This is a genomic window from Enterococcus sp. DIV2385 (assembly GCF_051711925.1).
Classification (GTDB): domain Bacteria; phylum Bacillota; class Bacilli; order Lactobacillales; family Enterococcaceae; genus Enterococcus; species Enterococcus faecalis.
In genome coordinates this window covers 325,101-338,949 of record NZ_JBIONV010000001.1, presented here as the reverse complement: position 1 = coordinate 338,949, position 13,849 = coordinate 325,101, and the positions used below count along the sequence as shown (strand labels likewise).

15 protein-coding genes are annotated in these 13,849 nt (G+C 38.2%); 5 read left to right on the top strand and 10 right to left on the bottom strand.

Annotated elements, in window-relative coordinates; all coding sequences use genetic code 11:
* Position 1: 1 nt before the first annotated feature.
* Entirely contained in the window at positions 2-871 is an 870-nt protein-coding gene (gene menB, locus IGM04_RS01710) for a 1,4-dihydroxy-2-naphthoyl-CoA synthase (protein WP_002386093.1), read from the bottom strand.
* Positions 872-981: 110 nt separating this feature from the next.
* On the opposite strand from menB, the gene IGM04_RS01705 reads away from it, so the two are divergent.
* Positions 982-1,362, top strand: coding sequence for a PaaI family thioesterase (locus IGM04_RS01705; RefSeq protein WP_002355318.1), 381 nt, complete (start codon positions 982-984; stop codon positions 1,360-1,362).
* 69 nt (positions 1,363-1,431) lie between these two features.
* Here the strand turns inward: IGM04_RS01705 and IGM04_RS01700 are convergent, their stop codons facing one another.
* Entirely contained in the window at positions 1,432-2,031 is a 600-nt protein-coding gene (locus IGM04_RS01700; RefSeq protein ID WP_002355317.1) for a LysM peptidoglycan-binding domain-containing protein, read from the bottom strand.
* Positions 2,032-2,848: 817 nt separating this feature from the next.
* Here IGM04_RS01700 and IGM04_RS01695 point away from each other — a divergent pair.
* Complete coding sequence (locus IGM04_RS01695) at positions 2,849-4,330, top strand: peptide MFS transporter (protein ID WP_002355315.1); 1,482 nt, start codon at positions 2,849-2,851, stop codon at positions 4,328-4,330.
* 105 nt (positions 4,331-4,435) lie between these two features.
* Entirely contained in the window at positions 4,436-4,636 is a 201-nt protein-coding gene (locus tag IGM04_RS01690; protein WP_002355314.1) for a hypothetical protein, read from the top strand.
* Positions 4,637-4,696: 60 nt separating this feature from the next.
* Here IGM04_RS01690 and IGM04_RS01685 read toward each other — a convergent pair whose 3' ends face one another.
* From IGM04_RS01685 to IGM04_RS01660, 6 genes are all read right to left on the bottom strand, one after another.
* Entirely contained in the window at positions 4,697-5,485 is a 789-nt protein-coding gene (locus IGM04_RS01685) for a gluconate 5-dehydrogenase (protein WP_002362994.1), read from the bottom strand.
* Between the two features lie 21 nt (positions 5,486-5,506).
* Entirely contained in the window at positions 5,507-6,346 is an 840-nt protein-coding gene (gene kduI, locus IGM04_RS01680; protein WP_010821372.1) for a 5-dehydro-4-deoxy-D-glucuronate isomerase, read from the bottom strand.
* 12 nt (positions 6,347-6,358) lie between these two features.
* Complete coding sequence (locus tag IGM04_RS01675) at positions 6,359-7,366, bottom strand: sugar kinase (protein ID WP_086317616.1); 1,008 nt, start codon at positions 7,364-7,366, stop codon at positions 6,359-6,361.
* A 4-nt stretch (positions 7,367-7,370) separates the two neighbouring features.
* A complete protein-coding gene (locus tag IGM04_RS01670; RefSeq protein ID WP_002364953.1) occupies positions 7,371-8,018 on the bottom strand; it encodes a bifunctional 4-hydroxy-2-oxoglutarate aldolase/2-dehydro-3-deoxy-phosphogluconate aldolase in 648 nt (215 codons plus the stop codon).
* A gap of 160 nt (positions 8,019-8,178) precedes the next feature.
* Positions 8,179-8,931, bottom strand: coding sequence for an IclR family transcriptional regulator (locus IGM04_RS01665; protein ID WP_086317615.1), 753 nt, complete (start codon positions 8,929-8,931; stop codon positions 8,179-8,181).
* A 131-nt stretch (positions 8,932-9,062) separates the two neighbouring features.
* Positions 9,063-9,530, bottom strand: a complete 468-nt coding sequence (locus IGM04_RS01660) for a MerR family transcriptional regulator (RefSeq protein WP_002383688.1) — start codon at positions 9,528-9,530, stop codon at positions 9,063-9,065.
* 100 nt (positions 9,531-9,630) lie between these two features.
* On the opposite strand from IGM04_RS01660, the gene IGM04_RS01655 reads away from it, so the two are divergent.
* Positions 9,631-11,148: an MDR family MFS transporter gene (locus tag IGM04_RS01655; protein ID WP_002385351.1), complete on the top strand. Its 1,518-nt coding sequence runs from the start codon at positions 9,631-9,633 to the stop codon at positions 11,146-11,148.
* On the top strand, positions 11,148-11,852 hold the full coding sequence (locus tag IGM04_RS01650) for a DUF4811 domain-containing protein (RefSeq protein WP_002364955.1): 705 nt from the start codon (positions 11,148-11,150) through the stop codon (positions 11,850-11,852). The genes IGM04_RS01655 and IGM04_RS01650 overlap by 1 nt, the downstream gene beginning before the upstream one ends.
* Positions 11,853-11,906: 54 nt before the next feature.
* On the opposite strand, the gene IGM04_RS01645 is transcribed toward IGM04_RS01650, so the two are convergent.
* Positions 11,907-13,136 (bottom strand): ABC transporter permease, encoded by a 1,230-nt coding sequence (locus IGM04_RS01645; protein ID WP_002362983.1) that lies wholly within the window; start codon positions 13,134-13,136, stop codon positions 11,907-11,909.
* Complete coding sequence (locus IGM04_RS01640) at positions 13,133-13,843, bottom strand: ABC transporter ATP-binding protein (RefSeq protein ID WP_002383683.1); 711 nt, start codon at positions 13,841-13,843, stop codon at positions 13,133-13,135. Before IGM04_RS01640 ends, IGM04_RS01645 begins: the two co-directional genes overlap by 4 nt.
* Positions 13,844-13,849: the final 6 nt, after the last annotated feature.

The window sequence follows — 13,849 nt, the reverse complement described above, 5'->3', positions numbered from 1 at the left end:
TTTATGGGAATTTAGGGAATTGATCGAAATCTGGTGTCCGTTTTTCTTTAAATGCATCTCGGCCTTCTTGTGCTTCAGCCATTGTATAGTAAAGAAGTGTCGCATCACCAGCTAATTGTTGCACACCAGCCAAGCCATCTGTATCGGCATTTAAAGAGGCTTTAATCATCCGTAAAGCAATCGGGCTTTTGGTTAACATTTCTTCTGCCCACCCCATTGTCACATCTTCTACTTGATCCAATGGAACAACTGTATTAATCCAGCCCATATCTAAAGCTTCTTGAGCAGAATACTGTTTACACATAAACCAAACTTCTTTCGCTTTTTTATGGCCGATAACGCGCGCCAAGTAACCTGAGCCGTATCCACCATCAAAGCTACCGACATTTGGTCCTGTTTGCCCAAACTTAGCATTTTCAGCCGCAATTGTTAAATCACAAACTAATTGTAAAACATTGCCGCCGCCAATGGACCAGCCTTTCACCATTGCGATTACTGGTTTGGGAATGACACGGATTAACCGTTGTAAATCTAACACATTTAAACGTGGAATGTTGTCTTCGCCAACGTACCCACCATTACCTCGAACTTTTTGATCGCCACCAGAACAGAATGCTTGGTCACCTGCGCCTGTTAAAATAATAACCCCGACATCTTCTTTATCACGACTAATGTTGAATGCATCAATCATTTCCATGACTGTTTTTGGTGTGAATGCGTTGTGAACATGCGGGCGGTTGATAGTAATTTTTGCTACTTTGCCTGCTTGCTCAAATAAAATTTCATCATATTCTTTAATTGTTGTCCAGTTTCTCATTAGGAAACCTCCTTCATTAATCTCATCTTTTCTATTATACACAAGAATCGGCACTTTAGAGAAAAAGTCGCTTGAATTTTAAGAAAAAACATGGCTATTTCAAATTTTCTTCATTCCTGTATAATAAATAAAAAACCTTTTATTCTCTCTTTTATTAGAAAGGACTGATTACTATTCATCTTTTAGAGTATTTAGGCATCACGATTCAACAGGTTTCTGCTGAGAAATGTCAGCTTACTTTAACGGTAAAAGACGTGCATAAACAACCCTATGGCCTTGTCCACGGGGGCTTAAACGGCGTCTTAATTGAAACTGCCTGTAGTTTAGGTGCGAACGAAAACGTTCCTGAAAACACTTTTGCTGTCGGCATAGACTTACAAGTAAATCATCTTCGTAGTGTCCATGATGGTAGCCTTACCGTGATTGCGACACCCGATCACTCGGGAAAGACCCTTCAAGTTTGGGAAGCAAAAATATATAACGCAGACCACCAATTGACGAGCGTGGGGCGTTGTACCTTAACAAATCGACAAAAAAAACAGTAATCTTTACAGGTTACTGTTTTTTTGTTTATGGTTTTTAATAAGTAATTAGATTACTTCGTTTATTTAATTTTAGTACCAACCATTTGCTAACCAGAATGATTTAGCTGCATCCCATGAACCATAGCGACCTGCTACGTACTGATCTGCCACGCGTTCTTGGTTGGCAGGTGAATAGTCACCATTTAAATAAGAGGCAGATAATTGGTAACGACCGATATACTGACCGTTTGTTGCATCGTAAGAACCACTAGATTCACGTTGTGCAATCCACTCTTTTGCATCACTGCTTGCGGCAGGTGCTGCTGGTTGCGCTACTTCTTGAGCAACAGGTTGTTGTACTTCTTGTTGTACTGGTTGTGCAACAGGTTGTTCAACTACTTGTTGAACTGGTGCAACTTCTACAGCTGGTGCTGGAGTATTAGCAACTTCTTTTTCTGAACGAATAACTAATTGTTCTCCTTCAAAAATTAAATCAAGGTTTGGCAATTTGTTATCAGAAGCAATTTTTTGAATTAAGCTATTGTCTCCTGCAAATTGATGAGAAATTGTTGATAAAGTATCTCCTGCTTTAACTGTATATAAGCTTTCTGCGTTTGCGTCTGTTCCTAAGAATAATCCTAAACCTGCGGCCAAAGTTGTTCCAAGTAAAATCGTTTTGATTGATTTCATGTATGTTTCTCCTTTGTAATTAAAAATATTTGATTGTTGCTCTTAGCTCTCGGCAACAACCACGTCTGCTTCGCTTTATCGAAACGACTTCACATACTTTATCATCGAATGGCCGGCCGTAGGTGAATATCTCGTGACAATTTATTACTAGAATGTCGGTTTTGTTACATTTTGTAATAAAAAGCTGCTGGAAGCTTGATATTATCCTGTTTATATTTTGCGAAAAAAAGTTAAAAAAACAGGATTTTATTTTTGAGAAACCGTTTTCTAACCCTTGATTAGCCATTAAATGTCGTTTTTTTTACATTCGTTTCAGTCAAAAAGTAACAAAATGTTAAAGATACTAGACATGAGAATGTTTTTTTCAAAAACTCACGCCTAAAAAGAACAAGTGTTTTCTTTGAATTTTTTTATCATTCACTACTTTTATTTTTCCTTCTATTATATAGATAAATTTTTTGTCGTATTCATTTTTCGATTCTGAAAAAACACTAAGCACTTCCTATTGAAACAAAAAGAGTTAAACAAAAAAATCTTATATTTTGCTTGTTATTTATTCATTTTAATCTTATTCAAAAAAAGAACAGCTAAAACGACTGTGAAAACAAATTATTGAAAATAAAGCAGAATAAATATTCATTTTCATCATAATTCACGAATAAAAAACAAACAATCGCTCGAACGCTTGTTATTTAAAAACATAATCAGTTTTTTCTCTTTCTATTTTCCAATCTATGAGTAATAAAATATATGAATCTACATTTAAGTCATTTTATTATCAAATATTCTGAATATTATAAGAATTGGAGTTTTATCTATGAGTGACAAAGAACAACTTGAGAAATTAGACAAATCCTTTCTGGGACAACCGAAAGGACTAGCAACACTGTTCTTCACAGAAATGTGGGAACGTTTCAGTTACTACGGCATGCGTGCTATTCTAATGTATTACATTTACGATACCGTAGCCAATGGCGGTTTAGGTCTCCCCAAAGCAACTGCCTTAGCCATCATGTCCATTTATGGATCAATGGTTTTCATGTCCAGTATCATTGGCGGTTGGGTCTCTGACCGTGTCTTAGGTTCAAGGAAAACTGTTTTTATTGGTGGTTTGCTAATCATTGCTGGACATATTGTTCTCGCTACCCCATTTGGTGTCCCCGCCTTATTCGTTTCTATTATGTTGATTGTGTTTGGGACTGGGATGTTAAAACCAAACGTTTCAGGGATGGTTGGCCATCTTTATTCAAAAACTGACTTACGTAGAGATGCAGGCTTCTCCATTTTTTACATGGGGATTAATATCGGAGCCTTAATCGCTCCCCTTGTTGTCGGAACTTTAGGACAAGAATATAATTATCATTTAGGCTTTTCAGTTGCCGCAGTAGGGATGTTCTTCGGGCTACTACAATATTATTTCCAAGGACGTAAATCTCTTGCTGGAATTGGTCAGGCCCCAACTAATCCAATGTCTAAAGAAGAGCAAAAGAAATTTGCTAAAGCATTTATGTTGGCAATTGTCGTTGCTTTACTTATTTTTGGTGGCGCCTATGTCACAGGACATTTAACAATTGATTTCTTTATTAATACCATCAGCGTGTTAGGAATCCTGTTACCTGTTTATTATTTCAGCAAAATGTTAACGTCTAAAGATGTCACTGCTGAAGAAAAACCAAAAGTTCTGGCTTACTTGCCATTATTCTTAGCAGCAATTGTTTTCTGGTCATTGGAAGAACAAGGTTCGTCTATTCTTGCTCTATTTGCAAATGAACGGACGCAAACGAGTTTGTTTGGCTTCCCGATTGCCGCTAGCTGGTTCCAATCATTAAATCCTGTATTCGTAGTTATTTTGACCCCTATTTTTGTTACATTATGGACAAAACTAGGTAAACGTCAACCATCAACAGTTGTGAAGTTTTCACTAGGGCTAGTCTTTGCTGGTCTTTCCTTCGTCTTATTAATGTTGCCAGGTCTACTTTATGGTACCGAAGGACGGGTGAGTCCACTTTGGTTATTCTTTAGTTTCTTCATTATGATTGTCGGAGAAATGTGTTTATCTCCCGTTGGCTTATCGATTACTACAAAATTAGCACCGAAAGCTTTCGAAGCTCAAACCGTTGCTATTTGGTTATTAGCAGATGCCGCTTCACAAGCCATTAACGCTCAAATTGCTCGTTTCTATACACCTGGAACAGAGTCAGCATATTTTGGGATTGTCGGACTTGTAGCTGTCGTTGCTGGGATTCTCTTATTCATTGTGAAAAAACCAATCCAAAACTTAATGGGTGACGTCCGTTAAACCGTCAAAAAGTTGCCTTTCTCTTTTTTGAAAGGCAACTTTTTTATACAGCGTTTTGATAACGTTTTCATCAAGTGGTATACTAAATAGAAGGAGGACGAGGACATGCGTTACTTAATTGGCGGTATTTTTTTATTGATTAGTATCTGGCAATTCATTGTTACTGGACGGACATTTTCCTACTTAAAGAAAGAGGGCGGCAAAAGAACCTCACCATTTATTCTGTTAGGACTATGGAGTAGTTTAGTGTTTGCTATTATTTCATTTGCTGTGGCGATTGCTTCTTTCTTTTATGTGAGTTTTTAGTAGAAGGCTAGCCATAAGTAAAAGGAGCGAGATTGCTAGTCTCGCTCCTTTACTTATTTATTATGGTTGTTTTCCAATATAAGCTAAAATTCCACCATCGACATATAAGATATGTCCGTTAACAAAGTCAGAAGCGTTAGATGCTAAGAAAACTGCTGGGCCAGCTAAGTCTGCTGGTGTGCCCCAACGATTAGCAGGTGTTCGTCCCAAGATGAATTCGTTAAATGGATGCCCTGGTTCTCTTAATGGTGCCGTCTGCGGCGTTTCAATGTAGCCAGGTCCAATCCCATTACATTGAATATTATATTGTCCATATTCAGAAGCAATATTTTTTGTTAACATTTTTAGTCCGCCTTTTGCTGCCGCGTACGCACTAACTGTTTCACGACCTAGTTCACTCATCATTGAACAGATATTGATAATTTTGCCATGACCCTTTTCAATCATATCTGGAATAACCGCTTTTGCCATAATAAATGGCGCATTCAAGTCAACATCAATCACTTGACGGAACTCTTCTGCTGACATATCTACCATTGGAATTCGTTTAATAATTCCCGCATTATTGACTAAAATATCAATAGAGCCGACTTCTTCTTTAATCTGAGCAACCATCGCTTGAACTTGCTCTTCATCAGTGACATCACACACATAACCACGTGCTTCAATCCCTGCAGCCCGATAATTTTCCAAACCTTGTTCAACTGATTCAGGAGATAAGTTATTAAAAACAATTGTTGCTCCTGCTTCAGCTAGGGATTTCGCAATCTCAAAGCCAATCCCATAAACAGCACCTGTAATTAACGCTACTTTTCCATCTAATTGAAAATCATTCATTTTAAATTCCATGTTTTCTCCTCTTTCTTTGGTTTATTTTAATTGATCCATTGCAACCATATCCATGTCTGTGTACGTAATATTTTCTCCGCACATGGCCCAAATAAAGGAATAATTACTTGTACCAACCCCAGAATGAATTGACCAGCTTGGTGAAATGGCTGCTTGTTCATTACTCATTACTAAATGTTTCGTTTCGTCTGGTTTACCCATCATGTGGAAAATCCGCGTATCTTCTTCCATATCAAAATAAACATACGCTTCCATACGACGTTCATGTGTATGACAAGGCATTGTATTCCAAGCGCTACCTGGTTCTAAAATGGTGTAGCCCATTTGTAACTGGCAACTTTCACAAACGTTCGGATGAATGTATTGGTAAATTTTACGTTGGTTCAATGTTAATGGATCACCCGTTTCCATTGGGGTAATTTCATCAATACTAATTTTTACGTTGGGATATTTATGATGTGCTGGGACACAACTAATGTAAAATTTCGCTGGATCATCAGGGTTTTCTGAAGAAAAACGAACATGTTTTGTTTCTTTCCCAATATAATAGCCATCTTGTTTTTTCATTGTTTCTTTGGCGCCATCAATTTCAATAAAGCCTGGTCCCCCAATATTAATAACCCCTAGTTCACGGCGTTCTAAGAAATAGTCAACCCCTAATTCTTTGTCCAAAATAATTTCTAATTCTTCTGTGGTCGGTGTCACACCACCAAAAATCATCCGATCATTATGTGTGTAGGTTAAGCTGATTGCACCTGGAATAAAAACTTTCTCTACTAAAAATTCATCTCTCAATTGTTCTGTTGAATAGTGACGGATATCCGCCGGACTATGTGTATAACGTGTTTCCATATTTTGCATAACTAAAATCTCCTATCTATTTATTTTTCCTGAGCCCGTTGCCAAAAAAGCAAGGACTTCTTTTTGACTAAATTGATTACAATCACCATGGACAGTATGTTTTAACGCACTAGCCGCTGTCGCAAAATCAATACAGGTTTGTGGATCATAGGCAGCTAATAAACCATGTAAAACCCCACCAGCAAACGCATCACCGGCACCGACACGGTCAACAATCGGTTGTAATCGATGACATTTAGACGTATAATACGCACCTTTGTACCATAGCGTTCCGATTAATTCATTATCTGTCGCTGAATGAACTTGACGTTTGGTTGAATAAAATACTTGAATGTTGGGATAACGTTCTTGCATTTTTCGGTAGTACCACGTTAATGCGTCTTCAAGTTCTTCCTCTGGTTCTGGAATCTCCAGTAAATAACGAGCATCTAATACCCCAGCTGAACAAATATCAACAAATGGAAGAATGGCCTTCAATGCCACGCTCGCTTCTTTCTGGGACCAAAGTTTCCCTCGATAATTAATGTCAAAACTTACTTGGCACCCTGCTTGCTTCGCTGCTTTAACTAGCGCAACCGTCATACTTTGCCACGTTTTTGATAACGCCGCTGTAATTCCTGAAATATGAAAGATCTCTACTCCTGAAAACAGCTCATGTAAGTCCCATTCCATTTCTTCGATTTGAGCAAAGCTTGAATAGTCGCGATCATAGACAACACTGGCTGCTCGTTCTCCTGTACCAGTTTCCAAGTAATATGTTCCTAGGCGTGTTCCGCCAGTTCGTACAAATTCCGTTGAAACCCCATAACGACTTAAATGCTTTTTGGCGGCTTCTCCTAATGAATTATCGGGCACTTTACTAGCAAAAGTCACTTGGTGGCCATAGTTCGCTAACGAAATCGCTACATTCGCTTCACCACCGCCGTAATGTACAGCGAAATTTTCTGTTTGTGCTACGCGTATTCCGACAGGCGTTGACAAACGCAACATGATTTCTCCCAATGTTACGACTTTCCCCATGTCCCTACACCCCTTTGATTGCTTGGAATTTTTCCATATAGGCTTGGGCAACCTCACGAACTTTTTCAAAATCCCCAGTTGCTGCTGGCGCTAACAGATTGCCACCAACACCGACGGCCGTCACACCTGCGTCAAACCACTCGGCCATATTTTCCAAACTGACACCACCCGTTGGCATAATATTTAACTGAGGCAATGGCGCTTTAAATGCCGAAATAACACTCGGTCCATAAACACTTCCCGGAAATAGTTTAATAATATCTGCTCCGCTTTTCAGTGCTTCTTTCATTTCTGTGATGGTCATACAGCCTGGCAAGTAAGGAACTTGATATAAATTGCAAATTTTAGCGGTTTCTTCATCGAAGCTTGGACTCACAATATATTCAGCCCCTGCTACAATAGCTAAACGAGCAGTCGTAGCATCCAAAACTGTCCCCGCACCAATGACTACGTCAGGATTCTCTTGGTATAACGCAACTAATTCCTGAATCACTTCTGTTGCTTGAGGAACAGTAAAGGTTAACTCAATCCCCCGCATACCGCCTGCTACAATGGCTTGACTAGCTTTTAGCGCTTCCTCTTTTGTCTTTCCGCGAACCACAGCAATCACGCCAGCATTTTCTAATTTTTGTAAAATTGATACTCGCTTCAACAGACTCCCTCATTTCTTATTTAGAAATATATATTTATTATAAAGAAATTCACAACTTCATTATACAGATAAAAAAAGAAAATGCAAACGTTTTTACAAAAATAAAAAAAGAAAGACAAACAAAAATCCCAATCGACTTTTGTTTGTCTTTCTTTTTCTACTATAATTTCGCTTCAATCGCTGCTTTTGTTGCTAAAAGGGCTTGATTAATCGTCGTTTTATTTTCCTCTGTCAAACGATATTTCGGCATGCTTACACTAAAAGCACCCGCAATTTCGCCATCTTTCATTAAAGATACTCCGCTACAGAAAATATCTTGTTCAATTTCTTCATCATCGTAAGCAACCCCCGTTTGTTGCACTTGTTTTAATTCTTTTTTCAAACGCAAGGGATTGGTAATCGTATTTTCGGTATAGGGAATTAATGTCTGCGTGTCTAAATATTGTTGCACTTGTTCTTCCGTAAATTCTGCTAAAACGGCTTTACCCATGGCCGAATTATACAAAGGTCGAGTAATTCCCACTTTCGAGGACATGCGAATGGTTTGATTTTTCGGTTCTAATTTATTGATATACAGAATTTCATTATTATTTAAAATCCCTAAATGAATGGTTTCATCGACCGTATTTTGAAGGTTTTCTAAATAAGGTACCGCAATTTCAGCTAAATCGATTTGCTCCACACTTTGATTCGCATAGCGAATCAATTTTGTTCCTAAGCGGTACGTCTTGTTCGTGTCTTTTTGAACATAGCCAATTAATGTTAAGGTTTCTAAAATTTTGATTGCCGTTGATGCCGTCATTTCGGTATTCTTTGCAATTTCCTGTAAGGTTTGATCGGGGTGTAAACTTAGACAGTCCATGATTTTAGCCGCTTTTAACAAGACTGTTCCGTAAGGTTTTGTTTCTTTCATCGAAACCCTCCTTTTCCATATAAGAAATTATATAGAAAAATAAAGAAATTGCAAGAAAAAAAAGAACTCGAAGATTCATTCAGTAACGTTTTACTTTCACTTCAGGTCTTTCTCCCAGTCCTATTTCATTCTTATTTTCTTTTCTTTAACTCATCAGAAACATCTGCATCCTTAGGAATTAAAAGATACTCACTGACTTCTGTGGTTTCATTAAATACGACATATAATTTTTGTTCTTCATCGAAATCGCCCAAATCAATCGCTACGTAATTGGGACAAACTTCTGAGATACCATGAAACATTTGACTAAAGATTTTTTTCGTCATCCCCACATTACGATGCTGCTCTTCTGCTTTTTCCACCGCACTTTGTAACGTATATCCTTCATCTAAAAAACGCTTGATCCAATGCACTTTGACGACTGTATGTAACCGATATTTCCGTGGACCGTTTGCGTCTTTCGCAATGGAAGAAATATACCCTTTTTCTTCCCAATAACGAAGTTGACGTGGCGAAACTTCAGCAATTTCACTTAGTTCACTAATTCCTATCAACAAATTTTCTTCATTTAACAAACGCTGAATCATTTTTGACCACATTAGTTTAACTTCCTTTCCCTTATCCTTTCCTTAATTGTAGTTTTTTTTACACCTTTGTCAAGTAAGTTGACAAAGATTCTAATTAGTTGTAAAGTAGTTAATGCAATTTAATTTGAAACTTACAGAAAAAGGAGCGATATATGTGACTTCACAACAACCTGTGGATATTCACGGAAAACCATATAATCGGTCGTTACTAGTCGGCGTTTTACTAATCGGAACATTTTGTACGATTTTAAACCAAACACTTTTAACGACGGCCTTACCTACATTAATGAAAGAATTTGATATCTCAGCTTCAAGTGTACAGTGGCTAACCACTGGATTCCTACTTGTGAACGGCATTATGATTCCCATCAGTGCTTGGTTGATTAACAAATTTAGTTCAAAAAAATTATACATAACAGCGATGTCAACGTTCTTAATCGGAACCATCATCTGTTTTGTAGCGCAAGACTTCGGCATGTTATTGACTGGACGTCTTGTTCAAGCCGCAGGGGTCGGCGTATCTATGCCTCTTTTACAAACAATTATGCTTTCAATTTTCCCGCCTGAAAAACGTGGCGCTGCCATGGGCACAACGGGAATTGTTATCGGATTAGCACCCGCTTTAGGTCCAACATTATCTGGTTGGATTATTGATTCTTATACATGGCGTGACCTTTTTGGGATGGTCATTCCAATTGTCGTTTTAGTCCTAATTTTAGCTTCATTTTTAATGAAAAATGTCATTCAATTATCTAATCCAAGTATCGATGTCTTATCGGTCATTCTTTCTACTCTCGGCTTTGGTAGCTTACTTTACGGTTTCTCAAGCGTTGGTGATAAAGGTTGGGGTAGCCCGCAAGTCTATGGATTCTTAATTGTTGGTGCGATTGTTTTATGTCTTTTTACATATCGACAATTGCATTTAGAACAGCCTTTCTTAGAACTACGCGTTTTTAAATCAAAAGTCTTTACTGTTGCGGCCATTTTATCTGGCGTAACCAACATGGCAATGATTGGCGCCGAAATGGTTTTACCTTTGTATATCCAAAATATTCGTGGCGAATCTGCCTTCCATTCAGGGTTAATGCTTTTACCAGGAGCGTTAGTTATGGGACTTATGATGCCAGTAACGGGTCGCATTTTTGATAAAATTGGTGCCCGTCGTCTTGCGATTACCGGGATGTTTATTTTAACAGCTGCAACGTTACCGTTTGCTTTCTTAACAAAAGCAACACCTATTATTTATATCATTGTCCTATATGCGATTCGGATGTTTGGTATTTCGATGGTCATGATGCCTGTGACAACTTCTGGCATGAATGCTTTACCAATGAATTTATTAAGTCACGGAACTGCTGTAAACAACACCTTCCGACAAGTAGCCAGCTCAATTGGAACAGCTGTTTTGATTAGTGTTTTAACAAATGTTACCAAAGACGGCTTACCTGCATCGGACTTATTAAAAACAGCCCCACTCACTTATCGCGACCAAGCAACAAACGCAACACTAAACGGTTATCACGCAGCCTTCTTCGTGGCAACAATCTTTGGCGTTCTCGGCTTGGCGATTACTTTCTTCTTAAATAAAAAAGAAGCGATGCCTGTTAAGGAAGTAGGTGCAATGAAATAATGATTATTTTCCTTTTAATCCTTTGCGTGTTAGGCTTTGCCTACACAAATGTATTTGGCCGAAAAGTTTGGCATAAATGCTGTATGGTTATTTTTGGTTTAGGGTTCTTAGCTTCGTTAAGTCTTATCGTTTTAAACGATAAAGATCATTTTGGTATGACCGAAGTTACTCAGGACAAAACGTTTGAACTAAAAAGCAGTAGTTCAAGCAAAGATGGCCCCAACATGTTATTGTACCAGCCGTTGGGCGATGGTTCCGAAAAAGTTTATTTATATAACACACCAGATAAAAAGAAACTACAAAAAACAGGAACGGAAAACGTCACAAACACGGTTCAAAAAGATGCTCAAAAAGCCACATTAGTCCAAAAAACGACGAAATGGTCCTATCAAGAGTCTTGGGCCAAAACACTATTTGGCCTTGCTGACAACGATAACCAATTTGCAAAACAAGAAAACACCTTCAACGTTGCTAGTGACTGGCTAGTTTTAAGTGCTGATCAAGCAAAAAAATTAGGCGAATATATGGAACAACATGCCGCTGATATCAAAAAAGAAGGGACTGAAACAGTTGGCAAAAAAATGATGGCTGCTATGATGGCGAATCCATCAATGTCCCAAGAAGAACAAGCGAAACTCACCGAACAATATACCAAAGAGTTTCAACAAGAATTGATTCAGAAAATTCTTAGTGACATGAAATAAAAAAGCGAGCTTGATAGGATCATCAAAAAAGATGTGACTACCAAGCTCTTCTTTTTAATTATAAATCGCTTTAATCGGATCCATCCTCGAAGCACCAATTGCTGGAATAATTCCGAAAAAGATACCTGTGAAGACCGAAACCAATGTTGAAATAGCAAAGATGGACGGCGTAATAATTGGCGTAATCGAAATATACCCACCGACCACAGTTGCCAATAAGTAGCCGCAGCCGACACCAATCAAACCACCAATCAATGTGATAAACGCTGCTTCCATTAAAAATTGGAATAAAATGACTCGTGGTTTAGCACCAATGGCCCGACGAATCCCAATTTCTCGTTTCCGTTCCGTGACAGACACATACATGATGTTCATGACGCCAATTCCCCCGACTAATAGGGAGATTGCAGTAATTGCCATCAGAAACATTGTCATACCCGTGACCATTTCTTCCATTTGTTGTTGGAGTTGTTGGTCTTGGTCGTTTTCTTTAAACGTTCCTTTCACTTCAGGATGATTTTCACTTAAAATGGTGATTGCCTGTCCTAAAATTGCTTCACGGTCCGCTCCCTCACGAACCTTAATATTGATGCCACTAATTGCTTTTGTTTTCGCTAATTTATTGTATGATTCTCGAGAAACAAAACTACTCATAGCAGTTGCCCAATCATCGTTCATACCCAAACTATCTAAATCTTTTGGTGCTAAAATACCAATCACCTTGTACATATAACCACCAATTGAAACAGCTTTTCCAATGAGTTGGCTAGGATCATCAAGCCGAATTTGCGCTTCAAAGATATCATGATTTAAGACAATCGCATCTGTATTTGCATCGTTCGGTTGAAAATCACGACCATATAAAATATCATTCTGCCCTTTAGTCGACGTAATGGATAAATTCGCCTGCGCCCCAAAATAATCCATTGGTACAAACAAATTGTCTCCGCCCCCCATCATTGATTCACCATATTGAGGATAAATACTTTCAATTCCTTGAATGTCTTGTAATTTTTTCAAGTCCACTCGGCTAAACGTATAATCTGGCTCTTCGTAGGACATAAAATTGTCACTGCTACCATCCGACATTGTATAATGAATCTTCAAAACATCCGCGTTCACTGCACTGGATGCCTTCACAACTTGACGCTTCATCCCTTCACCTAGCGCAGAAATCGTTACGACTGATGTAATCCCAATAATAATCCCGACCATCGTTAAAAATACCCGCAACTTATGCGCCTTTAAGCTTAAAAAAGTACTAACAAATAAATTAGCAATCATCTAATCACCTCTTCTTCCAAAAAGCGACCATCTTTCATATGAATCACTCGTGAGGCATATTTTTTCATATCTTCATCATGTGTCACCATGACAATTGTTTTGCCCTGTTCATTCAATTCTTTCAATAATTCCATGATTTCTGTACCCGTTTCACTATCCAATGCCCCAGTCGGTTCATCAGCCATAATCAATAATGGATCATTCACCAAGGAACGAGCAATGGCTACTCTTTGTTGCTGTCCTCCAGAAAGTTCAGTAACTTTTGATTTGGCTTTTGTTTCCAAACCGACAATTTTTAGGTATTTTTCAGCAATCGCTTTTTTCTCAGCGCGGCTTTTTTTCCCTTCATAAACACAGGGCAATTGAACATTTTGACTAACATTTAAGGAATTAATCAAGAAAAATTGTTGAAAAATAAATCCTAGATATTCATTGCGAAAGGCTGATTTTTTATTTTCAGACAATTTTGAAACATCTGTTCCTGAGAAATGATAACTTCCGTCTGTTAAGCGATCCAAGAAACCAATAATGTTCATCAGCGTTGTCTTACCGCTACCGGACTTCCCCATGATTAAAATGAACTCTCCTTGATGGATGGTCAAGTTCAATTCTTTTAAAACATGTAGTTTTTCCTTACCTACTGGATAGAACTTGTTAATGTCCCGCAATTCAATGAGGGGTTGATTTGTATTGTTTGCTTCCACCATCAAGCC

What these genes read in the sequence shown, in the direction of transcription:
- IGM04_RS01700 (WP_002355317.1), bottom strand. Translation starts at nt 2,031, where the DNA reads ATGAAATCAATCAAAACGATTTTACTTGGAACAACTTTGGCCGCAGGT.
- IGM04_RS01695 (WP_002355315.1), top strand. Translation starts at nt 2,849, where the DNA reads ATGAGTGACAAAGAACAACTTGAGAAATTAGACAAATCCTTTCTGGGA.
- IGM04_RS01690 (WP_002355314.1), top strand. Translation starts at nt 4,436, where the DNA reads ATGCGTTACTTAATTGGCGGTATTTTTTTATTGATTAGTATCTGGCAA.
- IGM04_RS01685 (WP_002362994.1), bottom strand. Translation starts at nt 5,485, where the DNA reads ATGGAATTTAAAATGAATGATTTTCAATTAGATGGAAAAGTAGCGTTA.
- kduI (WP_010821372.1), bottom strand. Translation starts at nt 6,346, where the DNA reads ATGCAAAATATGGAAACACGTTATACACATAGTCCGGCGGATATCCGT.
- IGM04_RS01675 (WP_086317616.1), bottom strand. Translation starts at nt 7,366, where the DNA reads ATGGGGAAAGTCGTAACATTGGGAGAAATCATGTTGCGTTTGTCAACG.
- IGM04_RS01665 (WP_086317615.1), bottom strand. Translation starts at nt 8,931, where the DNA reads ATGAAAGAAACAAAACCTTACGGAACAGTCTTGTTAAAAGCGGCTAAA.
- IGM04_RS01660 (WP_002383688.1), bottom strand. Translation starts at nt 9,530, where the DNA reads ATGTGGTCAAAAATGATTCAGCGTTTGTTAAATGAAGAAAATTTGTTG.
- IGM04_RS01655 (WP_002385351.1), top strand. Translation starts at nt 9,631, where the DNA reads ATGCAATTTAATTTGAAACTTACAGAAAAAGGAGCGATATATGTGACT.
- IGM04_RS01650 (WP_002364955.1), top strand. Translation starts at nt 11,148, where the DNA reads ATGATTATTTTCCTTTTAATCCTTTGCGTGTTAGGCTTTGCCTACACA.
- IGM04_RS01645 (WP_002362983.1), bottom strand. Translation starts at nt 13,136, where the DNA reads ATGATTGCTAATTTATTTGTTAGTACTTTTTTAAGCTTAAAGGCGCAT.
- IGM04_RS01640 (WP_002383683.1), bottom strand. Translation starts at nt 13,843, where the DNA reads ATGGTGGAAGCAAACAATACAAATCAACCCCTCATTGAATTGCGGGAC.